Genomic DNA, 25,783 nt, shown 5'->3' on the forward strand with positions numbered 1-25,783 from the left:
AGAATAATTTTTAATGAAAAAACAAAATAATGGTTTAATTAAAAATCCATTTCTATGGTTATTACTTATTTTTTTCCTAGTTACAGCTTACCAGTATTTTAGTACAGGTAGTGTTGCAGGGAAAAGTGAGCAAATTAATTATACAGAATTGGTAAAAGAAATTACCGATGACAATGTAAAAGAATTAACTTATCAACCAAATGGTAGTGTTATCGAAGTTTCTGGTGTCTATAAAAATCCTAAAACAAGTAAAGAAGAAACAGGCATTCAGTTCTTTTCTCCATCTGTTACAACAGTAGAGAAATTTTCAAGTATTATTCTTCCCTCTGATACCACAGTATCAGAATTGCAAAAGCTTGCTTCTGATCATAAAGCGGAAGTAACTGTTAAGCATGAAAGTTCAAGTGGTATGTGGATTAATCTACTCGTATCCATTGTGCCATTTGGGATTCTTTTCTTCTTCCTATTCTCTATGATGGGAAATATGGGGGGAGGCAATGGTCGTAACCCAATGAGTTTTGGACGTAGTAAGGCTAAAGCTGCAAATAAAGAAGATATTAAAGTAAGATTTTCAGATGTTGCTGGAGCTGAGGAAGAAAAACAAGAACTAGTTGAAGTTGTTGAATTCTTAAAAGATCCAAAACGATTTACAAAACTTGGAGCCCGTATTCCAGCAGGTGTTCTTTTGGAGGGACCTCCGGGAACAGGTAAGACTTTGCTTGCTAAGGCAGTTGCTGGAGAAGCAGGCGTTCCATTCTTTAGTATCTCAGGTTCTGACTTTGTAGAAATGTTTGTCGGAGTTGGAGCGAGTCGTGTTCGTTCTCTTTTTGAAGATGCCAAAAAAGCAGCACCAGCTATCATCTTTATCGATGAAATTGATGCTGTTGGTCGCCAACGTGGTGTCGGCCTCGGTGGAGGAAATGATGAACGTGAGCAAACCTTGAACCAACTCTTGATTGAGATGGATGGTTTTGAGGGAAATGAAGGGATTATCGTCATTGCTGCTACAAACCGTTCAGATGTACTAGACCCTGCCCTTTTACGTCCAGGACGTTTTGATAGGAAAGTATTGGTTGGTCCCCCTGATGTTAAAGGTCGTGAAGCAATCTTGAAAGTTCATGCTAAGAACAAGCCTTTAGCAGAAGATGTTGATTTGAAATTAGTGGCTCAACAAACTCCAGGTTTTGTTGGTGCTGATTTAGAGAATGTCTTGAATGAAGCGGCTTTAGTTGCTGCTCGTCGCAATAAATCGATAATTGATGCCTCAGATATTGATGAAGCAGAAGATAGAGTTATTGCTGGACCTTCTAAGAAAGATAAGACAGTTTCACAAAAAGAACGAGAATTGGTTGCTTACCATGAGGCAGGACATACCATTGTTGGTTTAGTCTTGTCGAATGCCCGCGTTGTCCATAAGGTTACAATTGTACCACGTGGCCGTGCAGGTGGATACATGATTGCACTTCCTAAAGAGGATCAAATGCTTCTATCTAAAGAAGATATGAAAGAGCAATTGGCTGGCTTAATGGGTGGACGTGTAGCTGAAGAAATTATCTTTAATGTCCAAACGACAGGAGCTTCAAATGACTTTGAACAAGCTACACAAATGGCGCGTGCAATGGTTACAGAGTACGGTATGAGTGAAAAACTTGGTCCAGTACAATATGAGGGTAATCATGCTATGTTTGGTGCACAGAGTCCTCAAAAATCAATTTCAGAACAAACAGCTTATGAAATTGACGAAGAGGTTCGTTCATTATTAAATGAAGCACGAAATAAAGCTGCTGAAATTATTCAGTCAAATCGTGAAACTCACAAGTTGATTGCAGAAGCATTATTGAAATACGAAACATTGGATAGTACACAAATTAAATCTCTCTATGAAACAGGAAAGATGCCTGAAGCAGTAGAAGAGGAATCTCATGCATTATCTTATGATGAAGTGAAGTCAAAAATGAATGATGAAAAATAACCCTGAGAGAGGCTTGTCCTCTCTTTTTTGTGCAGTTGAGGAGTTAAAGGGTGCAGAATGGAGGAAATGTGCCAAAAGTGTTTCTGAATCTGTTAGACTGTATCTAGAAAGGGGAAAATTATGCTTAAAAAAATGTATGAAGAAGTCCAAGGAATTGTATACAAGTGTAGAAATGAATATTACCTTCATTTGTGGGAGTTATCGGACTGGGACCAAGAGGGAATGATTTGCTTACATGAATTGATCAGTAGAGAAGAAAGGCTTGTAGAAGATATCCCTCGTTTAAGGAAATATTTCAAAACCAGGTTTCGAAATCGAATTTTAGACTATATCCGTAAACAAGAGAGCCACAAACGAAGATATAATAAAGAACCTTATGAAGAAGTAGGCGAGATCAGTCATCGTATAAGTGAGGGAGGTCTGTGGCTAGATGACTATTATCTCTTTCATGAAACACTAAGAGATTATAGAAACAAACAAAGTAAAGAGAAACGAGAAGAGTTAGAACGCGTCTTAAGAAATGAACGTTTCCGAGGGCGTCAAAGAGTGTTAAGAGACTTACGTATTGTGTTTAAAGAGTTTGACATCCGTGCTCATTAGGAATTCATGCAAAAAAGTAAAAAAATTTTAAAAAAGGTGTTGACAAAGTTTGAAAAGTGGGTATAATAGTAAGAGTTGAAAATAACAACTCTGGTCCGTTGGTCAAGGGGTTAAGACACCGCCTTTTCACGGCGGTAACACGGGTTCGAATCCCGTACGGACTATGGTATATTGCGGATGGAACACTTGATGAAAAAAGTTTAAAAAAGTTTCAAAAAAGTGTTGACAAGCGAAAGCGACTGTGATATACTAATATAGTTGTCGCTTGAGGGAAGCGAGTGACAAAGACCTTTGAAAACTGAACAAGACGAACCAATGTGCAGGGCACTACAACTAAGGTTGTAGTACTGAACAATGAAAAAAACAATAAATCTGTCAGTGGCAGAAATGAGTGAGAACTCAAACTTTTAATGAGAGTTTGATCCTGGCTCAGGACGAACGCTGGCGGCGTGCCTAATACATGCAAGTAGAACGCTGAAGGAGGAGCTTGCTTCTCTGGATGAGTTGCGAACGGGTGAGTAACGCGTAGGTAACCTGCCTGGTAGCGGGGGATAACTATTGGAAACGATAGCTAATACCGCATAAGAGTAGATGTTGCATGACATATGCTTAAAAGGTGCAATTGCATCACTACCAGATGGACCTGCGTTGTATTAGCTAGTTGGTGGGGTAACGGCTCACCAAGGCGACGATACATAGCCGACCTGAGAGGGTGATCGGCCACACTGGGACTGAGACACGGCCCAGACTCCTACGGGAGGCAGCAGTAGGGAATCTTCGGCAATGGACGGAAGTCTGACCGAGCAACGCCGCGTGAGTGAAGAAGGTTTTCGGATCGTAAAGCTCTGTTGTAAGAGAAGAACGAGTGTGAGAGTGGAAAGTTCACACTGTGACGGTATCTTACCAGAAAGGGACGGCTAACTACGTGCCAGCAGCCGCGGTAATACGTAGGTCCCGAGCGTTGTCCGGATTTATTGGGCGTAAAGCGAGCGCAGGCGGTTAGATAAGTCTGAAGTTAAAGGCTGTGGCTTAACCATAGTACGCTTTGGAAACTGTTTAACTTGAGTGCAAGAGGGGAGAGTGGAATTCCATGTGTAGCGGTGAAATGCGTAGATATATGGAGGAACACCGGTGGCGAAAGCGGCTCTCTGGCTTGTAACTGACGCTGAGGCTCGAAAGCGTGGGGAGCAAACAGGATTAGATACCCTGGTAGTCCACGCCGTAAACGATGAGTGCTAGGTGTTAGACCCTTTCCGGGGTTTAGTGCCGTAGCTAACGCATTAAGCACTCCGCCTGGGGAGTACGACCGCAAGGTTGAAACTCAAAGGAATTGACGGGGGCCCGCACAAGCGGTGGAGCATGTGGTTTAATTCGAAGCAACGCGAAGAACCTTACCAGGTCTTGACATCCCTCTGACCGCTCTAGAGATAGAGTTTTCCTTCGGGACAGAGGTGACAGGTGGTGCATGGTTGTCGTCAGCTCGTGTCGTGAGATGTTGGGTTAAGTCCCGCAACGAGCGCAACCCCTATTGTTAGTTGCCATCATTCAGTTGGGCACTCTAGCGAGACTGCCGGTAATAAACCGGAGGAAGGTGGGGATGACGTCAAATCATCATGCCCCTTATGACCTGGGCTACACACGTGCTACAATGGCTGGTACAACGAGTCGCAAGCCGGTGACGGCAAGCTAATCTCTTAAAGCCAGTCTCAGTTCGGATTGTAGGCTGCAACTCGCCTACATGAAGTCGGAATCGCTAGTAATCGCGGATCAGCACGCCGCGGTGAATACGTTCCCGGGCCTTGTACACACCGCCCGTCACACCACGAGAGTTTGTAACACCCGAAGTCGGTGAGGTAACCGTAAGGAGCCAGCCGCCTAAGGTGGGATAGATGATTGGGGTGAAGTCGTAACAAGGTAGCCGTATCGGAAGGTGCGGCTGGATCACCTCCTTTCTAAGGATAAGGAACTGCGCATTGGTCTTGTTTAGTCTTGAGAGGTCTTGTGGGGCCTTAGCTCAGCTGGGAGAGCGCCTGCTTTGCACGCAGGAGGTCAGCGGTTCGATCCCGCTAGGCTCCATTGGTGAGAGATCACCAAGTAATGCACATTGAAAATTGAATATCTATATCAAATAGTAACAAGAAAATAAACCGAAAACGCTGTAGTATTAATAAGAGTTTATGACTGAAAGGTCAAAAAATAAGGTTAAGTTAATAAGGGCGCACGGTGGATGCCTTGGCACTAGGAGCCGAAGAAGGACGTGACAAACGACGATATGCCTTGGGTAGCTGTAAGTAAGCGATGATCCAGGGATTTCCGAATGGGGGAACCCAACAGGTACTACCTGTTACCCGCATCTGTTAAGGATGTGAGGAGGAAGACGCAGTGAACTGAAACATCTAAGTAGCTGCAGGAAGAGAAAGCAAAAGCGATTGCCTTAGTAGCGGCGAGCGAAACGGCAGGAGGGCAAACCGAAGAGTTTACTCTTCGGGGTTGTAGGACTGCAATGTGGACTCAAAGATTATAGAAGAATGATTTGGGAAGATCAGCCAAAGAGAGTAATAGCCTCGTATTTAAAATAGTCTTTGTACCTAGCAGTATCCTGAGTACGGCGGGACACGTGAAATCCCGTCGGAATCTGGGAGGACCATCTCCCAACCCTAAATACTCCCTAGTGACCGATAGTGAACCAGTACCGTGAGGGAAAGGTGAAAAGCACCCCGGGAGGGGAGTGAAATAGAACCTGAAACCGTGTGCCTACAACAAGTTCGAGCCCGTTAATGGGTGAGAGCGTGCCTTTTGTAGAATGAACCGGCGAGTTACGTTATGATGCGAGGTTAAGTTGAAGAGACGGAGCCGTAGGGAAACCGAGTCTGAATAGGGCGCCTTAGTATCGTGACGTAGACCCGAAACCATGTGACCTACCCATGAGCAGGTTGAAGGTGCGGTAAGACGCACTGGAGGACCGAACCAGGGCACGTTGAAAAGTGCTTGGATGACTTGTGGGTAGCGGAGAAATTCCAAACGAACTTGGAGATAGCTGGTTCTCTCCGAAATAGCTTTAGGGCTAGCGTCGACATTAGAGATTCTTGGAGGTAGAGCACTGTTTGGGTGAGGGGTCCATCCCGGATTACCAATCTCAGATAAACTCCGAATGCCAATGAATTATGGTCGGCAGTCAGACTGCGAGTGCTAAGATCCGTAGTCGAAAGGGAAACAGCCCAGACCACCAGCTAAGGTCCCAAAATAATTGTTAAGTGGAAAAGGATGTGGGGTTGCACAGACAACTAGGATGTTAGCTTAGAAGCAGCTATTCATTCAAAGAGTGCGTAATAGCTCACTAGTCGAGTGACCCTGCGCCGAAAATGTACCGGGGCTAAAACAATTTACCGAAGCTGTGGATACCTTTATAGGTATGGTAGGAGAGCGTTCTATGTGTGATGAAGGTATACCGTGAGGAGTGCTGGAACGCATAGAAGTGAGAATGCCGGTATGAGTAGCGAAAGACAGGTGAGAATCCTGTCCACCGTAAGACTAAGGTTTCCAGGGGAAGGCTCGTCCGCCCTGGGTTAGTCGGGACCTAAGGAGAGACCGAAAGGTGTATCCGATGGACAACAGGTTGATATTCCTGTACTAGAGTATGTAGTGATGGAGGGACGCAGTAGGCTAACTAAAGCAGACGATTGGAAGTGTCTGTCTAAGCAGTGAGGTGTGAATTGAGTTAAATGCTTAGTTCTATAACATTGAGCTGTGATGGGGAGCGAAGTTTAGTAGCGAAGTTAGTGACGTCACACTGCCAAGAAAAGCTTCTAGCGTTTAAACATACTCTACCCGTACCGCAAACCGACACAGGTAGTCGAGGCGAGTAGCCTCAGGTGAGCGAGAGAACTCTCGTTAAGGAACTCGGCAAAATGACCCCGTAACTTCGGGAGAAGGGGTGCTGACTTTACGTCAGCCGCAGTGAATAGGCCCAAGCAACTGTTTATCAAAAACACAGCTCTCTGCTAAATCGTAAGATGATGTATAGGGGGTGACGCCTGCCCGGTGCTGGAAGGTTAAGAGGAGTGCTTAGCGCAAGCGAAGGTATGAATTGAAGCCCCAGTAAACGGCGGCCGTAACTATAACGGTCCTAAGGTAGCGAAATTCCTTGTCGGGTAAGTTCCGACCCGCACGAAAGGCGTAATGATTTGGGCACTGTCTCAACGAGAGACTCGGTGAAATTTTAGTACCTGTGAAGATGCAGGTTACCCGCGACAGGACGGAAAGACCCCATGGAGCTTTACTGCAGTTTGATATTGAGTGTCTGTACCACATGTACAGGATAGGTAGGAGTCTACGAGATCGGGACGCCAGTTTCGAAGGAGACGTTGTTGGGATACTACCCTTGTGTTATGGCCACTCTAACCCAGATAGGTGATCCCTATCGGAGACAGTGTCTGACGGGCAGTTTGACTGGGGCGGTCGCCTCCTAAAAGGTAACGGAGGCGCCCAAAGGTTCCCTCAGAATGGTTGGAAATCATTCGCAGAGTGTAAAGGTATAAGGGAGCTTGACTGCGAGAGCTACAACTCGAGCAGGGACGAAAGTCGGGCTTAGTGATCCGGTGGTTCCGTATGGAAGGGCCATCGCTCAACGGATAAAAGCTACCCTGGGGATAACAGGCTTATCTCCCCCAAGAGTTCACATCGACGGGGAGGTTTGGCACCTCGATGTCGGCTCGTCGCATCCTGGGGCTGTAGTCGGTCCCAAGGGTTGGGCTGTTCGCCCATTAAAGCGGCACGCGAGCTGGGTTCAGAACGTCGTGAGACAGTTCGGTCCCTATCCGTCGCGGGCGTAGGAAATTTGAGAGGATCTGCTCCTAGTACGAGAGGACCAGAGTGGACTTACCGCTGGTGTACCAGTTGTCTTGCCAAAGGCATCGCTGGGTAGCTATGTAGGGAAGGGATAAACGCTGAAAGCATCTAAGTGTGAAACCCACCTCAAGATGAGATTTCCCATGATTTTATATCAGTAAGAGCCCTGAGAGATGATCAGGTAGATAGGTTAGAAGTGGAAGTGTGGCGACACATGTAGCGGACTAATACTAATAGCTCGAGGACTTATCCAAAGTAACTGAGAATATGAAAGCGAGAGGTTTTCTTGGTTTGAATAGATATTCAATTTTGAGTAGGTATTACTCAGAGTTAAGTGACGATAGCCTAGGAGATACACCTGTACCCATGCCGAACACAGAAGTTAAGCCCTAGAACGCCGGAAGTAGTTGGGGGTTGCCCCCTGTGAGATATGGAAGTCGCTTAGCTTTATTCCGCCATAGCTCAGTTGGTAGTAGCGCATGACTGTTAATCATGATGTCGTAGGTTCGAGTCCTACTGGCGGAGTAGTTAATTAAAGGAGGTTTCGACCTCTTTTTTTGTTATGTAATTAATAATCTGTCTTGCCTCTAATGACAAGTGATATTTTTCTTGACGATAGAAGTCTCAGCTACCATTATTTTCGAACACTGATAGCACTTAAAAGGAATCTTAGTGTGTACCCCTATTGATAATATCCATAATTTAGAAATTAGGGTCTTTAATGTCTAGTAGTTTTGTGATAAAATGTAATTGTTCCATATGAATCTTTCTAATGATGGTTTGGTCGCTTTTCATTATAGATGATATGGGACTTTTTTTCTACAATAAAATAGGCTCCATAATATCCATAGGGGATTTACCCACTACAAATATTATAGAGCCAGAAAAGCTAATCTCGAGAAAGGGCAAATTTCGTTCTTTCTTTTTTTGATGTTTAGAGCGATGAAAATCCGTTTTTTTGAAGTTTTCAAAGTTCCGAAAACCAGAGGCGTTGCGCTTGATAAGTTTGATGGGATTATTAGTGACTTCTAGTTTGGCGTTAGAATAGGCTAGTTTAAGGACATTGACAATTTTCTCGTTATCTTTGAGAAATGTTTTAAAGATAGTTTGAAAAATTTGATACTATGCGTTTTTCTTATTTTAAGATTTTTACCTCAGTCTCTTTTAGTATTTAACGCAGTTAATAAGGTCTTTACAATAGTTTAATTCAGGTAGTAAATTTGTTTCTATTCTGTCAACTTTTCCTATTTTTTCTCTTGTTGAGGTTGGTATTTTAACAATTCAGGAATTATTAATGATTAATTAAAATTTTTTGTTAGAATAAGATCATAAAAAGTAAAGGAGTGTATGCTTATGCTACAAAATATTTATGATCAGATGACTGATTTCTATGACAGTATCGAAGAAGAGTATGCTACTTTCTTTGATAATAGTTGGGACTGGGAACATTTTCATTTTAAATTTTTGATTTATTATTTAGTTAGATATGGCATTGGGTGTCGTAGGGATTTTATTGTTTACCATTATCGTGTTGCTTATCGTTTGTATCTTGAAAAATTGATTATGAATCAGGGATCTATTTTTTGTTGAGATAGTCTGAGTTAATTTCCGAACAAACTTACTTTTTTATGGCAATATAACAATAAATAGCTGGTAATTTGTCTAAAACATTTTTTAATAGTTGGAAATAGCAAATCTTTCTATTGTTTCTTCTTGATAAAAAGGCGATTTTTTCTTATAATAAATTGTAAGATATAATTGCAGGTGAGATTCCTGCCATGTATGTGAGAAAGGAAGAGCCTGAGGGCTCAGACAAGATTATGACTTCAGTTGTTGTTGTAGGTACCCAGTGGGGTGATGAAGGTAAAGGGAAGATTACAGACTTCCTTTCAGCGAATGCAGAAGTGATTGCACGTTACCAAGGTGGTGATAATGCAGGTCACACGATTGTGATTGATGGTAAGAAGTTTAAATTGCACTTGATTCCATCTGGGATTTTCTTCCCTGAAAAAATCTCTGTTATTGGGAATGGTATGGTTGTAAATCCTAAATCTCTTGTAAAAGAGTTGAGCTATCTTCATGAGGAGGGTGTGACAACTGATAACTTGCGTATTTCTGATCGCGCGCATGTTATTTTACCTTATCATATCGAGTTAGACCGTTTGCAAGAAGAAGCTAAGGGCGACAATAAGATTGGGACTACAATCAAGGGAATTGGTCCAGCTTATATGGACAAGGCTGCTCGTGTTGGGATTCGTATCGCAGATCTTTTGGATAAAGACATTTTCCGTGAGCGTTTAGAACGTAACCTTGCTGAAAAGAATCGTCTTTTTGAAAAATTGTATGACAGTAAAGCTATTGCTTTTGATGATATTTTTGAGGAATATTATGAATATGGTCAACAAATCAAGAAATATGTGACAGACACATCTGTCATTTTGAATGATGCGCTTGATAATGGTAAACGTGTACTTTTTGAAGGTGCACAAGGTGTCATGCTCGATATTGACCAAGGGACCTATCCATTTGTTACGTCATCAAACCCTGTGGCTGGTGGAGTGACAATTGGTTCTGGTGTTGGTCCAAGTAAGATTGATAAGGTTGTAGGTGTATGCAAAGCCTATACGAGTCGTGTAGGAGACGGTCCTTTCCCAACTGAGTTGTTTGATGAAGTGGGAGAACGTATCCGTGAAGTTGGTCATGAATATGGTACAACAACTGGTCGTCCACGTCGTGTGGGTTGGTTTGATTCAGTTGTCATGCGTCATAGCCGTCGCGTTTCTGGTATTACTAACCTTTCTTTGAACTCTATTGATGTTTTGAGCGGTTTGGATACTGTGAAAATCTGTGTGGCCTATGATCTTGATGGTCAACGTATTGACTACTATCCAGCTAGTCTTGAGCAATTGAAACGTTGCAAGCCTATCTATGAAGAGTTGCCAGGTTGGTCAGAAGATATTACTGGAGTTCGTAATTTGGAAGATCTTCCTGAGAATGCGCGTAACTACGTTCGTCGTGTTAGTGAATTGGTTGGCGTTCGTATTTCTACTTTCTCAGTGGGTCCTGGTCGTGAACAAACAAATATTTTAGAAAGTGTTTGGTCCTAAGAGATTTTTAAGATTTGTTTAAGATAGGTCGGGTATACTATAGACAGTTACAAGAAGACCTCCTAACTTGTTGTAACAAATATCCTAAACTTTTCTTTTTCATAATAATCTCCCTATAAAGTCACCGCATTCGGTGGCTTTTTTTGTCTTGGGATTCATGATATAATAATAAAATCGATAAGTAGGAAAAGAGAAACGGATGAATTATACAGTTGAAGAAAAAGAAGTCTTCATGAGAGAGGCCTTGAGAGAGGCTGAGATTGCTCTTGAACACGATGAAATTCCAATTGGTTGTGTGATTGTCAAAGACGGAGAAATCATTGGTCGTGGGCATAATGCGCGTGAGGAACTGCAGCGAGCGGTTATGCATGCGGAAATTATGGCCATAGAGAATGCGAATCTGAGTGAGGAGAGCTGGCGCTTGCTGGATTGCACGCTTTTTGTGACCATTGAGCCTTGTGTCATGTGTAGTGGGGCGATTGGACTCGCCCGTATTCCAAACGTGGTCTATGGGGCTAAAAACCAGAAATTTGGCGCTGCTGGGAGTTTGTACGATATCTTGACAGATGAGCGTCTCAATCATCGTGTGGAGGTTGAAACGGGAATTTTGGAAGATGAATGCGCAACTATTATGCAGGACTTTTTTAGAAATAGACGGAAAAAATAATTTTGCTTTTAAAATGAATAGGAATGTGATATAATAAATAGTGGAGCAACAGTTCTGCGTGAAGCGGGTCAGGGGAGGAATCCAGCAGCCCTAAGCGATTTGAATTGTGTGCTCTTTTTTTCGTGCTTTTTCCGAATAAATAAGATAGAATAATCTAGAATAAATGATAATAGAAAAGAGAAGATGATGAAAATTCGTGGTTTTGAATTGGTTTCGAGTTTTACAGATGAAAATTTATTGCCCAAGCGTGAGACAGCGCATGCGGCTGGTTACGACTTAAAGGTTGCTGTGCGTACGGTTATTGCGCCAGGAGAGATTGTATTGGTTCCGACAGGGGTTAAGGCTTATATGCAACCGACTGAGGTTCTATACCTCTATGATCGTTCTTCAAACCCTCGTAAGAAGGGTTTGGTTTTAATTAATTCAGTTGGGGTCATTGATGGGGATTATTATGGAAATCCTGGGAATGAAGGTCATATTTTTGCTCAGATGAAGAATATCACAGACCAAGAGGTTGTTCTTGAAGTTGGAGAACGTGTTGTCCAGGCTGTCTTTGCTCCTTTCTTAATTGTAGATGGAGATGCGGCAGACGGCGTGCGGACTGGTGGTTTTGGGTCAACTGGACACTAAGATGAAGATTATCTTTGTACGTCACGGGGAGCCAGATTACCGTGAGTTAGAGGAGCGTTCTTATACGGGATTTGGGATAGATTTGGCACCCTTGTCTGAGAAGGGACGGCAACAAGCCCAGAAACTGAGCACCAATCCTTTATTCCCTTCAGCTGAAATAATCATATCTTCTGCAGTCACAAGAGCTTTAGAAACGGCTTCTTATGTGGCTTGTGTTACTGGACTTCCTTTGAGAGTGGAGCCATTATTACATGAATGGCAGGTCTATGAAAGTGGCACAGATAATTTTGAAAAAGCTCGTACTATGTTTCTAGAAAATAAGAGGGAATTACTTCCTAATAGTCCTATTCAATATGAGACAGCTACGGAGATGAAGTCTCGTTTTCTAGAATGCATGGCTAAGTATCGAGATTACCAGACTGTGATAGTGGTAACTCACAACATGCTCATGCGCCAGTTTGTGCCAAATGAGAAGATTGATTTTTGCCAAGTAATTGAGTGTGAATTAGAGATATAGAAAGAGGTTTATCATCGCAAAGAAAAAAGCGACATTTGTATGTCAAAATTGTGGCTATAATTCCCCTAAATATCTGGGACGTTGTCCTAACTGTGGGTCTTGGTCTTCTTTTGTAGAAGAGGTTGAGGTTGCCGAGGTCAAGAATGCGCGTGTGTCCTTGACAGGTGAGAAAACCAAGCCCATGAAACTGGCTGAGGTTACTTCCATCAATGTCAATCGAACCAAGACGGAGATGGAGGAATTCAACCGTGTACTTGGAGGCGGAGTGGTACCGGGAAGTCTTGTCCTCATTGGTGGGGATCCTGGAATCGGGAAATCAACCCTTCTCCTACAAGTCTCAACCCAGTTGTCCCAAGTGGGAACGGTTCTCTACGTCAGTGGGGAGGAGTCTGCCCAGCAGATTAAGCTACGAGCAGAGCGCTTGGGGGATATTGATAGTGAGTTTTATCTCTATGCAGAGACCAATATGCAGAGTGTTCGAGCTGAGGTGGAGCGCATACAACCAGATTTTCTCATTGTCGACTCCATTCAGACCATTATGTCTCCTGAGATTTCAGGAGTGCAGGGGTCTGTTTCTCAAGTGCGTGAGGTGACGGCTGAACTTATGCAACTGGCCAAGACCAATAACATTGCCATCTTTATCGTAGGTCATGTGACCAAGGAAGGAACCTTGGCTGGTCCTCGTATGCTAGAGCATATGGTGGATACGGTGCTTTATTTTGAAGGAGAGCGCCACCATACCTTCCGTATTTTAAGAGCGGTCAAAAACCGTTTTGGCTCCACTAATGAGATTGGGATTTTTGAGATGCAGTCGGGCGGTTTGGTTGAGGTCCTCAATCCGAGTCAAGTTTTCCTAGAAGAGCGTTTGGATGGAGCGACTGGCTCATCAATCGTTGTGACCATGGAAGGGACGCGTCCGATTTTGGCGGAGGTTCAGGCCTTGGTAACACCGACCATGTTTGGAAATGCCAAGCGTACTACGACAGGTCTTGACTTCAATCGCGCTAGCTTGATTATGGCTGTTTTGGAAAAACGGGCAGGTCTTCTCTTACAAAATCAGGATGCCTATCTCAAATCTGCTGGCGGTGTCAAATTGGATGAACCTGCCATTGACTTGGCCGTTGCAGTTGCCATTGCTTCGAGTTATAAAGACAAGCCAACTAATCCTCAGGAATGTTTTGTGGGAGAATTGGGCTTGACTGGAGAAATTCGGCGTGTAAACCGTATCGAGCAACGTATCAATGAAGCTGCTAAACTGGGCTTTACTAAGATTTATGTACCAAAGAATTCCTTGACAGGAATCACCCCGCCCAAGGAAATTCAGGTCATTGGGGTGACAACGATTCAGGAAGTTTTGAAAAAGGTATTTGCATAATCCGTGACAAATCCTCTTAAAAATGATAAGATAGGAGAAATATTTGACTATCAAATTTTCGAGGAGGGAATCGTGTCGTATTTTGAACAGTTTATGCAAGCCAATCAGGCTTATGTTGCCCTACATGGGCAGTTAAATCTGCCACTTAAACCCAAAACTAGAGTAGCCATTGTGACTTGTATGGACTCTCGTTTGCACGTTGCACAAGCTTTAGGTTTGGCACTTGGGGATGCTCATATCTTGCGGAATGCAGGTGGTCGAGTGACAGAAGACATGATTCGTTCGCTGGTTATTTCCCAGCAACAAATGGGGACAAGAGAGATTGTGGTGTTGCACCATACAGACTGTGGTGTTCAGACTTTTGAAAATGGCTCTTTTCAGGAGTATTTGAAGGAAGAATTGGGTGTCGATGTGTCAGACCAGGACTTCTTGCCCTTCCAAAATATAGAGGAGAGTGTGCGCGAGGATATGCAACTCCTTATCGAGTCTCCCCTAATACCAGATGATGTCATTATCTCTGGTGCTATTTACGATGTGGATACAGGAAGTATGACAGTCGTAGAATTATAAATACTTCATTTAGAAAGAAAGTGTATGAAGAAAAACAGCATTTTATTTATTTTTATCTTATTGCTATGTATTGGTTTACAATATGAAACCATCTACTATACGGACGGTTCGATGTCAGGTGCGGAATATGGACTAATGGGAGTTTCTATCTTTCTAGCTCTCTTTTACATGATTCCGGCTCTTTATTTCCTTTTCCGTATTGGGAAAAAATGGGAACTGCCAAAGAAGGCCTTGATCTTGTCTTTATTGGGTGGGATGTTCCTTGCAGGCTGGTTGTCTAGCTTTGCGAATACCTATATCCATGATTTGCTGGGTATTCTTTTCCCAGATAGTGCATTTTTAAATGCCTTTGAAAGTGCTATTGTGGCTCCTTTGGTAGAAGAGCCGTTGAAATTGTTGCCACTTGTCTTTGTTTTAGCTTTGATTCCTGTACGAAAATTAAAATCTTTGTTTTTACTAGGCATTGCTTCTGGTTTGGGATTCCAAATGATTGAGGATATTGGCTATATTCGTACGGATTTGCCAGAGGGATTTGACTTTACCATTTCAAGGATTTTGGAGCGTATCATCTCAGGAATTGCCTCTCACTGGACTCTTTCAGGTCTAGCTGTAGTAGGTGTTTACTTGCTTTACAGAGCCTATAAAGGACAGAAGGTTGGCAAGAAAGAGGGGATTATTTTCCTAGGTTTAGCCTTGGGAACTCACTTCTTGTTTAACTCTCCTTTTGTAGAATTGGAGACAGAGTTGCCTTTAGCGATTCCAGTGGTTACGGCTATTACTCTCTATGGTTTTTATCAGGCTTATCGTTTTGTTGAGAAGCACAATGAGTTGATGAACTAGAATATTTTTTAAAAGAATGATGCAAGGGTACAAATATGGTGCCCTTCTTTTATTTTTGATTGAAAAATAGTGCAAAAAGCGCTACAATGGTAAATGGAAAAATCTTGTGAAAAGCACAAGCGATACATATATACCGGAGGAAATCATGTCTTTTTCTGATTTAAAGCTGTTTGCCCTTTCTTCTAATCAAGAATTGGCAAAACGTGTGGCGCAGGAGATTGGGATAGAGTTGGGGAAATCAAGTGTTCGCCAATTTTCAGATGGAGAGATTCAGGTCAACATCGAAGAATCAATCCGTGGGAAACACGTCTTTATCCTACAATCAACTAGCTCGCCTGTAAATGACAATCTACTTGAAATTTTGATTATGGTAGATGCTTTGAAGCGTGCGAGTGCAGAATCTATCAATGTTGTCATGCCTTACTATGGGTATGCACGTCAGGATAGAAAGGCGAGAGCGCGTGAGCCAATCACTTCAAAACTTGTCGCAAATATGCTTGAAGTAGCTGGGGTAGATCGTTTATTGACAATCGACTTGCATGCTGCGCAGATTCAAGGATTCTTTGATATTCCTGTGGATCATTTGATGGGTGCTCCTCTGATTGCGGATTATTTTGAGCGTCGTGGCATGGTTGGTTCTGACTATGTGGTTGTCAGCCCAGACCATGGAGGGGTGACTCGTGCTCGTAAGTTGGCAGAATTTTTGAAAACATCTATCGCTATTATTGATAAACGTCGTAGCGTTGATAAGATGAATACTAGTGAAGTCATGAACATCATTGGTAAGGTCGAAGGCAAGACTTGTATCTTGATTGATGATATGATTGATACGGCAGGAACCATTTGTCATGCGGCAGATGCCCTTGCAGAGGCTGGTGCTGTTGAAGTCTATGCAAGCTGTACGCACCCAGTTCTTTCTGGTCCTGCTATGGACAATATCCAAAAATCAGCTATTAAGAAATTGGTTGTTTTGGATACCATCTATCTGCCAGAAGAGCGTTTGATTGATAAGATTGAGCAGATTTCGATTGCTCATCTACTAGGAGATGCTATTGTACGTATCCATGAAAAACGCCCACTTTCTCCACTTTTCGGTATTGAGAAAAAAATTTAATGACCAAGCCTGAGATAATTCTCAGGTTTTTTCGTCTCTTTTGCGAATAAATAGATAGAAGCAGTGAATCTAGTAAACCTAGATTTAAAACTGTGGTATAATAAAAGGAGGAAAAGGATGATTCTAAGACATCCGGGCATTAGCCCAACCAATGACTTGGTTGCTAAGAAGATTTTTAGTAATCCAGAGATCACTTGTCAATTTATTCGCGATATGCTGGACTTGCCAGCAAAAAATGTGACGATTTTGGAGGGAAGTAATATTCATGTCTTGCCCTCCCTGCCTTACTCAGCGCAGGATTTTTATACCAGTATAGACGTCTTGGCGGAGTTGGATAATGGAACCCAAGTAATCATTGAAATTCAGGTACATCATCAGAATTTTTTCATCAATCGCCTGTGGGCTTACCTTTGCAGTCAGGTCAATCAAAACCTAGAAAAAATTCGTCAACGTGAAGGTGATACACACCAGAGCTATAAACACATCGCACCTGTTTACGCAATCGCAATTGTAGATAGCAACTACTTCTCGGACGATTTAGCTTTTCACAGCTTTAGTATGCGAGAAGATACGACAGGTGAGGTTTTAACTATCACCAATAACGGACAAGAAAACCATCTGGTCAAGATGGCGTTCTTGGAATTAAAAAAATACAGAGAAACCAGCAAAGACGAGGTTCGCAAACCGTGGTTGGAGTTTTTTGGGAATAAACCCTTTACCCAACAACCCGAGCGAGCCATCAGCCAAGCAGACCAACTGCTGGACTACAAGAGCTGGTCCGAGGAGGACAGGAAAATGTTTAGTCAACTACGTATGCGTGAAGAACAAGCATTATTGGCTCATGATTATGCCTTGGAACAAGCTGAAGAAAAAGGCTTAGAGCGTGGTCGTGCAGAAGGTATTGAACAAGGTTTAGAGCGTGGGAAAATATTTACCTTTCTAGATTTAGTACGCCAACATGTTTTAACTTCCGAATTCGCGAGTGAACAATTGGGTATGTCAGTAGCGGAGTTTGAAGCACTTTTGTAATACCATCACAGTAATAGCGTTCGCAAGCCATGGATGGAGTTTTTCGGTAACAAGCCCTTTACCCAACAACCTGAGCGAGCTATCAGTCAGGCGGACCAACTGCTAGACTATAAGAGCTGGTCCGAGGAGGACAGGAAAATGTTTAGTGAACAACGCAGACGCGAAGAACAAGCCTTGTTAGCACAGGACTATGCCTTGGAAACTGCTAGGGCTGAAGGTCTTGAACAAGGACGAGCAGAAGGCGTTGAACAGGGACTGGAGCGTGGGAAAATATTTACCTTTCTTGATTTAGTACGCCAACATGTTTTAACTTCCGAATTTGCGAGTGAGCAGTTGGGCATGTCAGTAGCTGAATTTGAGTCCTTGCTATGAGGTCATATTTTAAATAGTAGAAAGTTAATGAAATGGCGAGTTATTTCTAAAATACTTGTCATTTTTGCTTGACATTTGGAAGGGGTTATAGGATAATATCATGGAAGTGAGTTCTATCCAACTATCGATATGGATTAGATATGTGAGGTTTGACTCAGGGTTTAAGAAATTTGTGAGATTTTCACTTGGGAGATACTGTATTTGAAGAGTATTTCATCTCACAAAGGTGTTTTTTCACCTTTTTTGAAAAAAATAGGTAAAAAGTTGATGAAAACCCTTGACAAATCCTGCAAATATTTATATACTGTATGGTAGTAAGATAGTCTTACGAAAAAATATTTTAAAGAAAACAAAGGAGATAAAACGATGAAAAAAGTTTTATTGACAAGCGCAGTAGTTCTTGCTACATTTGGTGCTACACAAGCTGTTTCAGCAGATATTGTAGATTTTAATAGCATTTTAAGTGGAATCACTGATACTAATGCTAAAGCTAAAGTTAAAGCAAAAGCTGAAGAACTTAGAGATTTCCAATACAATCTATTGAATAAACAACAATTTGGTGGAAAAACTTTAAGAGAACTTTATATTAATTATGTTGCTAAAGAAGCAGCATATAAAGCACTTCCTGAAACAGTTAAAGCGGCATATGCTAATCTTGAGGCTCTTAGACAAGAACAAATCAAGATTAAAGATATGCAAGGTGATGCTAATGCATTAGCTAGCAAGGTAGCTGAGCTTAATGTAGCGATTACTAATGCTACAAATAAGGTTGGTATTATCGCAGACGAGATTAAAGACATCAAAGCATCATTAGGTGTTGCTAATGATAAAGTCGCTGAATTGCGTGCTAAGAAATTAGATTTAGAACTTCAATATTCTTCAGCAGTTAAAGCAGCTGAAAGTGCAGGAGCAAAAGTTGATGCAGAAATCAACAATGAATTACAAAAAGTAAATAATGACTATGCAGCTGCTGTTAAGAAAGCTAATGAGCTTAATGAGCAACTTTCAGAAAAAGTAGCAGAAGAAAAAGAAAATGCTTTCAATATTGGTCGTTATAATGCCGCTAAAGCAGCAGTTGTTGCTTATATGGCAGGAGATCAATCTAAGATTCTTGAAGCTTCATTTGACTTAGGTAAGAAAGTTAAAGCAGCTGAAGATGCGGTTAGAGCAGCTGAAGCATCTATTGCGACTGCTCGCGCTGAACGTGATGCGGCTAAGAATGCACTTGAAACTGCTGAAACTATGGTTTCAGAAAAATTTGCTGATAAAGGCTTGACTTACAACCGTTCTGTATTTGAAGCTGCTGATACAAACGTAAACAATACTAAAGTTGGTTGGTACAAAAACCATGCAGGTATGTGGGCATACTACTCAACTGCTGGTGATAAAGCTACTGGTTGGAAACAAGTAGATGGTACTTGGTACTACTTTAACGCAGCAGGCGAAATGCAAAAATTCTGGGTTAAAGATGGCAACACTTGGTACTACCTAAACGGTTCAGGTGAACTCGTTACAGGTTGGTTGCAAGACGGTGGTAAATGGTACTTCCTAGATGCTTCAGGTGCTATGAAAGCTAGCCAATGGCTTCAAAACAACGGTAGCTGGTACTACCTTGACGCTACAGGTGCCATGAAAGCTAACGGCTGGTTCCAAGTAGGAGACAAATGGTACTACGCAACTGCTTCAGGTGCTATCGCAGTTAACACTACTGTAGGTGGTTACACTGTAAACGGAAACGGTGAATGGGTTAAATAATCCAGTAAAATAATAAAAAGCAGGAGTATTCTTCTGCTTTTTATTATCCCTTAAAACTTGAAAAAGATGGTGTTAAAAAGCTAGCTTTTGTAAAAGTTGCTGATAAGGTTTACTATTTTGTTGAAAATGGTGAAAAGAAAACTGGGTTTATCAAAATTGATGATAAAACTTACTATCTAAAAGAAGGTATTCGTCTAACAGGGGATATTACAGTAGATGGGAAACATTATTTCTTAGATGAGGAAGGTGTCCTTAAAACAGGTATTGTTTTAATTGATGGTAAAAAATTCTTCATTGATGATGAGGGAAATCGTCATGTTGGATGGAAGAAAATTGGACTGGATTGGTATTATTTCTCTAAAGAAGATGGAATGAAGACTGGTTGGGTCAAAGATGGGTCATGGTATTACTTGGATGAAACTGGTGTGATGAAAACTGGTTGGAAACAAGTTGATGGTAATTGGTACTATCTTAATGGCTCAGGTGCTATGAAAGCTAGCCAATGGTTTGAAGTTGGTGGTAAATGGTACTATGTTGACGGTTCAGGTGCTATGCAGACTGGTTGGAAGCTTTTAGATGGTAACTGGTATTACCTCAATGATTCAGGTGCTATGCAAACAGGTTGGCTCAAGCAAGGTGGTACTTGGTATTATCTTGCTGGCTCAGGTGCTATGAAGACAGGTTGGTACCAAGTTAGCGGTAAATGGTATTACTCATATTCATCAGGTGCATTGGCTGTGAACACAACTATCGATGGTTACACAGTAAATGCCAATGGTGAGTGGGTGTAATGGATATAATAAAGAAATAAGGGGAAATTCCTCTTATTTTTTATCAATAAGGAGGTTATTTTTGGTAAATTCCCAAACTAAGTTCCACCGCTAGTAGAAGTGGAAGTTAATCTGATAAAAATTGTAAAAACCAGTGGAAATCCATGTCAGGGTAAGTTCCACTGGTTTTACTAATGCTTGATTTTATTGCTTTTGTAGCCAAAATGAATCGAAAAAAAGAGCGCACAAAATCCTCTTATCTGAAAGCGTTTCAGATTAAGTTCCGCTATGGTGGAAGTTAGTGTGAGACGTTTGAATAGGGTTTTAGGTTAGTTTTTAGAACTTATGTTGGAGTAATTTAGAAGACTGACAGACGTCTTCTGCAGGTATTTTAGAAATACCGAGAAGCTTAGGAATTTCTTCTCCATAAGTAAAGGCAAAGAGTTCATAAGCTGACTTTCCATTCAAAGCAGCACGTTTGACGCTGTTGACATGAGAGCAGACGAGATTGATGTCCTCTTGAGTTAAATTGTCAAAAGAAGTTCCTTTAGGTAGAATGTCGCGAATCAGCGTGTGATTTTTCTCAATTCTCCCTTTCTGGTCAGAGCGATTAGGGTCACAAAAGAAGAGTTTACTCTCTCCTCGCACATCCATTTCGATGTCATCAACCCTGGCAAACTCTCCACCATTATCGGTAAGAATGACAGGGAAGAGTTGGAAGAAATCTTTGTCCGCTTGGTGAAGAGTGTTCTTGATGTCATAGAGATGTTTGGTAACCTCAAGGGCAGTTTTATTATCCAGAAGTCTAGCGAAGATAAAGTTACAGAAAGATAGATTGAAGGTGAGTAGGACTTTACCTCCCATTCTCCCCATAACTGTGTCCATTTCCAGCCAAGAGTCTAGTTGATTCAGTGCTAAATAGTTTTGGAAATCCTCATAGGAACGGCCTTTTTTAGCTTCTTTAGGGATGGAAGGTAGCTTACTTTTTCGTCTTTCTTTGAATTTAACGGCTCTGGCAAGATCAATCGGAGCGATAGATAGGTACCCTTTTCGGATGTGTCGATAGACAGTTGAGGAGCTGACATCAAGGTTATGAGTTTTGAGAATATGATAGATGTGTTGTCCTTTTTTAACCCCATCAGAAATGACTTTGTCCATGTCCCAGAAGGTCTTGGAATTGAGGGGAGTTCCTTCACGAGCTTCGCCAAGAGTTTGTTCGTATTGTTTTTGAGCTTGCTTAGCGAGGTAGAAGATCTTCTTATAGCCACAATTCTGTCTTCTTTTAGGGCAGCCGTTACAGACAAAGGGAGCTTTGTCGAGTAGAGGGCAAGGAAGGTTATGGCATGTAGACTCTCGGACTTGTCTGTTTCGTTTGACTTCTTTAGAAACAGTAGTCGGGTCTTTTAGAATGGATTGTCCAATAGCTTTGAAGGTTTCACTGCGCTCTAAACCTAATTGGATATCATTACGGTCTGAAAGGGTAAGGTGTTTATGTTTTGTCATAGTAGACCTCGTTTCTAACTCAAACGTCTCACACTTAATTCCACCATAAAAATCCGTTTTAGACTAATTTCCACTTTGGTCAGGCAAGTGGAAGTTACTTTGAGAAGTTACAGGAGGTTATTTTTTGTAAAAAAATTGAAAAAGTGTTGACAAAGGTGTTGACAAAATATCAAAAGATTACTATACTAGTGATGGGGATTATATTTAATCTCATATTTTTTGAATAGGATTAAATAAATGAATATAATTGAGCCATTAAAAGAATTTTTTGGGTATGATGTTCCATTGGGAGTCTGTATCATAGTAGCGTTAGGTGCTTATTATTTTGTTTTTAAATTACAAGAAGAAAGACGGAAAGATTATGAGACGACCTTTAACAGTCAAGCCAAGGTGATTGAAGAGCTCAATAAAATAATTGTTAATAGAGATAAGAGAATTAACGATTTAGAAAAAATGTTTCATAATAAAAGGAGGTAGAATAATATGAGTACAATTTTATTTTTAATTATTGTTGTATTACTTGGTTTCTTTTTCTATCTACAAGATACAAAAAAACATAAGAAAATGTTTGTATATAATCTTCTATACACACTTTTCCAAGAAAAATATATAATAAAAGACATGATTTGTGAATACGAAGACAAATATCCAGCTTTAGCTAAAGTTGTATTGTCTTTTGTAGAGACACAGTCAGATGTTTCAACGATAGTGAAAAATTCGAAAAAAGTTGAGGGTTCTCTGAAGCAACAGTTAGATAAAGAAATAGATGAAATAATTGAATCCCAAAATAATCTTGAATTATTGCGAGTAATTCATTGGTATTTCTTAGCTTGTATGACAATCTCAACTCTTCAAACTCACGATAATATAGACATAATTAAGAAAGATTCTATCGATTTCGAAGAAGGGGCAATATCTAAATCCGACTTAAAAGGTAATTATTGTTTTGCTTAATTACATAGAGGCTGGTCAAAAATTCACTTCTAAATATCAAAAAATAAAGATTGATATAGTAGATTCATCAAATAAAAATAAGGGGAAATTCCTCTTATTTTTTATCATTTTGGAGTGTGATTTCTTGAATTTTTAGGAAAAAAATGGTAAAATAGCACCAAAAAAGTACCAAAGGTGGTCGATATTTTATGGATAAGAAAAAATTTCTAACTGCTAGCTTGGCTAGTGTTGCTGTTTTAGGATCAGCATTTGTTGTATCTCAACCGTCGGTTGTAAAAGCGGAAGGTCAATTTGTAGCTAGTAGTCAACCAGCTGAAAATAAAGAATCAGCACAAAAAGAATTTTTAGCTAATTTTGATAAAGCTGTAGAAGCTACAGTTAAAGAATTAAAAGAATATTTAGACAATGCAAAAGAAGATCCAGAATTACAAAAACAAATTTAAGGGTTTATTGATGAATTTGAAAAACGAACTAAAGACCAGAAGGCTGACTATGAAAAACGCTTCAAAGCAGGTTTAACTGTAGAAGAAGTTGAAAAAGAAGTAGAAGGAATTGCTAAAGAAGAGGAAATTGCAGAGGAAAAAGAAGCTAAGGAAGAGGAAGACGCACAAGCAGCATTTTTAGCTAATTTTGACAAGGCATTAAAGGATACGATTGCAAAATTAGAAGAAGATGCAAAAAATAATCCTGAAATAGAAGAACAAATTCAAGATACGATTGCAAAATTAAAAGCAGAAGCAGATAAAACAAAAGCTAAAATCGTAGAAGGTTTCAAACAAGGCTTAACTGCAGAAGACGCTGAAAAAGCAATCGATGATGCAAATAAAAAGTCAGCAGAAAAAGAGAAAGCAGCTCAGGAAGAATTTTTAGCAAACTATGATGCAGCATTGAAAGCAGCAATCGCAGAATTAGAAAAAGCTGAAACTAATAGTCCAGAAGAAGCAAAAGCAAAAGCTGATACAATTGCAGCATTAAAAGCAGCATCAGATGAAACAAGAAAACAAATTGTAGAAGGCTTCAAAAAAGGCTTAACTGCAAAACAAGCTGAAGGTTTAATTGATGAAGCTAATAAAAAAGCTGCAGAAGAAGATAAAGAGGCTGCAGTAAAAGAGAAAGAAGCTCAGGAAGAATTTTTAGCGAACTATGACGCAGCATTGAAAGCAGCAATCGCAGAATTAGAAAAAGCTGAAACTAATAGTCCAGAAGAAGCAAAAGCAAAAGCTGATACAATTGCAGCATTAAAAGCAGCATCAGATGAAACAAGAAAACAAATTGTAGAAGGCTTCAAAAAAGGCTTAACTGCAAAACAAGCTGAAAAATTTATCGATGAATTAAATAAGAAAGCAGCAGAAGAAGATAAAGCTAAAGAAAAACCGGCAGAGAAACCAGCTGAAGAGCCATCTCAACCAGCGCCGGCTCCAGCTCCAAAACCAGAGCAACCAGCAAACCTTCTGTTCCTGCAAGACCAGCTAATCCTACATATGTTCCATCATACAGCTCATATTCTGTAGTAGAACCAGCTAAACCAGCTTCTCCAAAAACAGGCTGGAAACAAGAAAACGGTATGTGGTATTTCTACAATACTGATGGTTCAATGGCAACAGGTTGGGTTAAAGATAATGGTACATGGTACTATCTAAATGCAAACGGTACGATGGCAACAGGTTGGGTTAAAGATAATGGTACATGGTACTATCTAAATGCAAACGGTGCGATGGCAACAGGTTGGGTTAAAGATAATGGTACATGGTACTATCTAAATGCAAACGGTGCAATGGCAACAGGTTGGGTTAAAGATAATGGTACTATGTTGACGGTTCAGGTACCCTTGCAGTAAATACTACTGTAAATGGTTACACTGTAAACGGAAACGGTGAATGGGTTTAATTTTAGATAGTTGAATCATGACAGGAGAGAAATCTCCTGTTTTTTTGTGGTATATAATCGAGTGAGGGCTTTGTTGGATAGTATATTGGATTGAACTTAGAATAGTACGCTACGGATTCTAAAACATTTCTAGAAATTAATTTGACTTTCCTAATCACTTTATTCATATCTTATTTCAATCTACTATAGAAAATAAAAAGTAAATAGGACCATATTTCATTCCCATTTACTTTTATGTTATTAGTGATTGTATAATCTTATAACAGTGCCTCAAACTTAGCGACGGTCATGCCCAACTGCTGGCTGGCAACCTCGGAAGTCAGGAGACCTTGGCGAACTAGATTTACTAAACCTACTTTTAATCCCTGTTCAAGCCCCTCCGCACGCCCACGCTCTAAGCCTTTTTCCTCCGCTTGTTCCAAGGCATAGTCGTGTGCTAATAATGCCTGTTCTTCACGCATACGTAGTTGACTAAACATCTTCCTGTCCTCCTCGGCCCAGCTCTTGTAGTCCAGCAGTTGGTCTGCTTGGCTGATAGCTCGCTCAGGTTCTTGGGTAAAGGGTTTATTCCCGAAAAACTCCAACCACGGCTTGCGAACCTCGTCTTTGCTGGTTTCTCTATATTTTTTTAATTCCAAGAATGCCATCTTAACCAGATGGTTTTCCTGTCCATTGTTTGTAATTGTTAAAACCTCACCTGTCGTATCCTCGCGCATGCTGAAACTGTGAAAAGCTAAGTCATCTGAAAAGTAATTACTATCGACAATTGCGATAGCGTATACTGGTGCGATGTGTTTGTAACTCTGGTGTGTATCACCTTCTCGTTGGCGAATTTTTTCAAGATTTTGATTAACCTGACTGCACAGATAAGCCCACAAACGATTAATGAAAAAATTCTGATGATGAACTTGGATTTCGATAATAACCTGCGTTCCATTATCCAACTCCGCCAAGACATCAATACTGGTATAGAAGTCTTGGGCCGAGTAAGGCAGGGAAGGTAAGACGTGAATGTTACTTCCCTCTAAAATGGTCACATTTTTGGCTGGTAAATCCAGCATATCGCGAATAAATTGACAAGTGATTTCTGGATTGCTAAAAATCTTCTTAGCAACCAAGTCATTGGTTGGGCTAATGCCCGGATGTCTGAGAATCATCTATTTCCTCCTTTTATTATACCATAGTTTTAAATCTAGGCTCACTAGATTCACTGCTTCTATCTATTTATTCGTAAAAAGTATGAAAAATATTGGGTATGGCTCTTTCCAATGGT

At 40.9% G+C, this 25,783-nt stretch carries 19 protein-coding genes, 3 tRNA genes, 3 rRNA genes, 1 other RNA gene and 4 pseudogenes; 27 read left to right on the forward strand and 3 right to left on the reverse strand.

Annotated elements, in window-relative coordinates:
* Nucleotides 1–13: 13 nt before the first annotated feature.
* The 8 genes from ftsH (at nucleotide 14) to AC6I9F_RS00100 (ending at nucleotide 7,945) form a co-directional block, all read left to right on the forward strand.
* Entirely contained in the window at nucleotides 14–1,972 is a 1,959-nt protein-coding gene (gene ftsH / locus AC6I9F_RS00065; protein WP_498022070.1) for an ATP-dependent zinc metalloprotease FtsH, read from the forward strand.
* Nucleotides 1,973–2,092: 120 nt separating this feature from the next.
* Nucleotides 2,093–2,572 (forward strand): sigma-70 RNA polymerase sigma factor region 4 domain-containing protein, encoded by a 480-nt coding sequence (locus AC6I9F_RS00070; protein ID WP_173262303.1) that lies wholly within the window; start codon nucleotides 2,093–2,095, stop codon nucleotides 2,570–2,572.
* Nucleotides 2,573–2,664: 92 nt separating this feature from the next.
* Nucleotides 2,665–2,736 (forward strand) — tRNA-Glu (locus AC6I9F_RS00075).
* A gap of 242 nt (nucleotides 2,737–2,978) precedes the next feature.
* Nucleotides 2,979–4,524, forward strand: a 16S ribosomal RNA gene (locus AC6I9F_RS00080).
* A 51-nt stretch (nucleotides 4,525–4,575) separates the two neighbouring features.
* Nucleotides 4,576–4,648, forward strand: a tRNA-Ala gene (locus tag AC6I9F_RS00085).
* 124 nt (nucleotides 4,649–4,772) lie between these two features.
* A 23S ribosomal RNA gene (locus tag AC6I9F_RS00090) occupies nucleotides 4,773–7,674 on the forward strand.
* A 76-nt stretch (nucleotides 7,675–7,750) separates the two neighbouring features.
* Nucleotides 7,751–7,866 (forward strand): 5S ribosomal RNA (gene rrf / locus AC6I9F_RS00095).
* The 16S, 23S and 5S rRNA genes sit together here with 3 tRNA genes alongside, the layout of an rRNA operon.
* A 5-nt stretch (nucleotides 7,867–7,871) precedes the next feature.
* A tRNA-Asn gene (locus AC6I9F_RS00100) sits at nucleotides 7,872–7,945 on the forward strand.
* A gap of 364 nt (nucleotides 7,946–8,309) precedes the next feature.
* Here AC6I9F_RS00100 and AC6I9F_RS00105 read toward each other — a convergent pair.
* Nucleotides 8,310–8,542, reverse strand: a pseudogene (locus AC6I9F_RS00105) (transposase); the annotation flags it as partial.
* 231 nt (nucleotides 8,543–8,773) lie between these two features.
* Here AC6I9F_RS00105 and comW point away from each other — a divergent pair.
* From comW to AC6I9F_RS00175, 14 genes and pseudogenes are all read left to right on the forward strand, one after another.
* Entirely contained in the window at nucleotides 8,774–9,010 is a 237-nt protein-coding gene (gene comW / locus AC6I9F_RS00110) for a sigma(X)-activator ComW (RefSeq protein ID WP_498022073.1), read from the forward strand.
* A gap of 230 nt (nucleotides 9,011–9,240) precedes the next feature.
* Nucleotides 9,241–10,527: an adenylosuccinate synthase gene (locus AC6I9F_RS00115; protein WP_001832534.1), complete on the forward strand. Its 1,287-nt coding sequence runs from the start codon at nucleotides 9,241–9,243 to the stop codon at nucleotides 10,525–10,527.
* Nucleotides 10,528–10,726: 199 nt separating this feature from the next.
* On the forward strand, nucleotides 10,727–11,194 hold the full coding sequence (gene tadA, locus AC6I9F_RS00120) for a tRNA adenosine(34) deaminase TadA (RefSeq protein WP_498022075.1): 468 nt from the start codon (nucleotides 10,727–10,729) through the stop codon (nucleotides 11,192–11,194).
* A gap of 32 nt (nucleotides 11,195–11,226) precedes the next feature.
* Nucleotides 11,227–11,324: signal recognition particle sRNA small type (gene ffs / locus AC6I9F_RS00125), an RNA gene on the forward strand.
* A gap of 56 nt (nucleotides 11,325–11,380) precedes the next feature.
* A complete protein-coding gene (locus tag AC6I9F_RS00130; RefSeq protein WP_261020497.1) occupies nucleotides 11,381–11,824 on the forward strand; it encodes a dUTP diphosphatase in 444 nt (147 codons plus the stop codon).
* Nucleotides 11,775–12,341: a histidine phosphatase family protein gene (locus AC6I9F_RS00135; protein WP_498022076.1), complete on the forward strand. Its 567-nt coding sequence runs from the start codon at nucleotides 11,775–11,777 to the stop codon at nucleotides 12,339–12,341. The genes AC6I9F_RS00130 and AC6I9F_RS00135 overlap by 50 nt, the downstream gene beginning before the upstream one ends.
* Nucleotides 12,342–12,354: 13 nt before the next feature.
* Nucleotides 12,355–13,716, forward strand: coding sequence for a DNA repair protein RadA (gene radA / locus AC6I9F_RS00140; RefSeq protein WP_498023154.1), 1,362 nt, complete (start codon nucleotides 12,355–12,357; stop codon nucleotides 13,714–13,716).
* A gap of 72 nt (nucleotides 13,717–13,788) precedes the next feature.
* Nucleotides 13,789–14,286, forward strand: a complete 498-nt coding sequence (locus AC6I9F_RS00145) for a beta-class carbonic anhydrase (RefSeq protein ID WP_498022078.1) — start codon at nucleotides 13,789–13,791, stop codon at nucleotides 14,284–14,286.
* A gap of 24 nt (nucleotides 14,287–14,310) precedes the next feature.
* Nucleotides 14,311–15,126, forward strand: coding sequence for a PrsW family intramembrane metalloprotease (locus AC6I9F_RS00150; protein WP_498022080.1), 816 nt, complete (start codon nucleotides 14,311–14,313; stop codon nucleotides 15,124–15,126).
* A gap of 145 nt (nucleotides 15,127–15,271) precedes the next feature.
* Nucleotides 15,272–16,240: a ribose-phosphate diphosphokinase gene (locus AC6I9F_RS00155; RefSeq protein WP_498022082.1), complete on the forward strand. Its 969-nt coding sequence runs from the start codon at nucleotides 15,272–15,274 to the stop codon at nucleotides 16,238–16,240.
* Nucleotides 16,241–16,357: 117 nt separating this feature from the next.
* Nucleotides 16,358–17,269 (forward strand): Rpn family recombination-promoting nuclease/putative transposase, encoded by a 912-nt coding sequence (locus AC6I9F_RS00160; protein ID WP_498022084.1) that lies wholly within the window; start codon nucleotides 16,358–16,360, stop codon nucleotides 17,267–17,269.
* A gap of 12 nt (nucleotides 17,270–17,281) precedes the next feature.
* Nucleotides 17,282–17,641 (forward strand): annotated as a pseudogene (locus AC6I9F_RS00165) (Rpn family recombination-promoting nuclease/putative transposase); the annotation flags it as partial.
* 366 nt (nucleotides 17,642–18,007) lie between these two features.
* Nucleotides 18,008–19,396 carry an N-acetylmuramoyl-L-alanine amidase family protein gene (locus AC6I9F_RS00170; protein ID WP_498022086.1) on the forward strand — a complete coding sequence of 463 codons (1,389 nt, stop codon included), beginning with the start codon at nucleotides 18,008–18,010 and terminating at the stop codon, nucleotides 19,394–19,396.
* Nucleotides 19,397–19,455: 59 nt separating this feature from the next.
* Nucleotides 19,456–20,187: pseudogene (locus tag AC6I9F_RS00175) on the forward strand (PspC family transcriptional regulator); the annotation flags it as partial.
* Nucleotides 20,188–20,502: 315 nt separating this feature from the next.
* Here AC6I9F_RS00175 and AC6I9F_RS00180 read toward each other — a convergent pair.
* Nucleotides 20,503–21,669 (reverse strand): IS30 family transposase, encoded by a 1,167-nt coding sequence (locus AC6I9F_RS00180; protein WP_000160552.1) that lies wholly within the window; start codon nucleotides 21,667–21,669, stop codon nucleotides 20,503–20,505.
* Between the two features lie 237 nt (nucleotides 21,670–21,906).
* Here AC6I9F_RS00180 and AC6I9F_RS00185 point away from each other — a divergent pair, with 237 nt between their 5' ends.
* From AC6I9F_RS00185 to AC6I9F_RS00205, 5 genes and pseudogenes are all read left to right on the forward strand, one after another.
* Nucleotides 21,907–22,146, forward strand: coding sequence for a hypothetical protein (locus AC6I9F_RS00185; protein ID WP_050253546.1), 240 nt, complete (start codon nucleotides 21,907–21,909; stop codon nucleotides 22,144–22,146).
* A gap of 6 nt (nucleotides 22,147–22,152) precedes the next feature.
* Nucleotides 22,153–22,623, forward strand: a complete 471-nt coding sequence (locus tag AC6I9F_RS00190) for a hypothetical protein (RefSeq protein ID WP_164227039.1) — start codon at nucleotides 22,153–22,155, stop codon at nucleotides 22,621–22,623.
* A gap of 188 nt (nucleotides 22,624–22,811) precedes the next feature.
* Nucleotides 22,812–23,066 carry a hypothetical protein gene (locus AC6I9F_RS00195; protein ID WP_164227038.1) on the forward strand — a complete coding sequence of 85 codons (255 nt, stop codon included), beginning with the start codon at nucleotides 22,812–22,814 and terminating at the stop codon, nucleotides 23,064–23,066.
* Between the two features lie 444 nt (nucleotides 23,067–23,510).
* Nucleotides 23,511–24,134, forward strand: coding sequence for a hypothetical protein (locus AC6I9F_RS00200; RefSeq protein ID WP_498022088.1), 624 nt, complete (start codon nucleotides 23,511–23,513; stop codon nucleotides 24,132–24,134).
* Nucleotides 24,053–24,510 (forward strand): annotated as a pseudogene (locus AC6I9F_RS00205) (hypothetical protein); the annotation flags it as partial. The gene AC6I9F_RS00200 and the pseudogene AC6I9F_RS00205, both read left to right, overlap by 82 nt.
* Nucleotides 24,511–24,767: 257 nt before the next feature.
* Here AC6I9F_RS00205 and AC6I9F_RS00210 read toward each other — a convergent pair.
* Nucleotides 24,768–25,667 carry an Rpn family recombination-promoting nuclease/putative transposase gene (locus AC6I9F_RS00210; protein WP_498022090.1) on the reverse strand — a complete coding sequence of 300 codons (900 nt, stop codon included), beginning with the start codon at nucleotides 25,665–25,667 and terminating at the stop codon, nucleotides 24,768–24,770.
* Between the last annotated feature and the right edge of the window lie 116 nt (nucleotides 25,668–25,783).

The organism is Streptococcus nakanonensis, assembly GCF_059738785.1.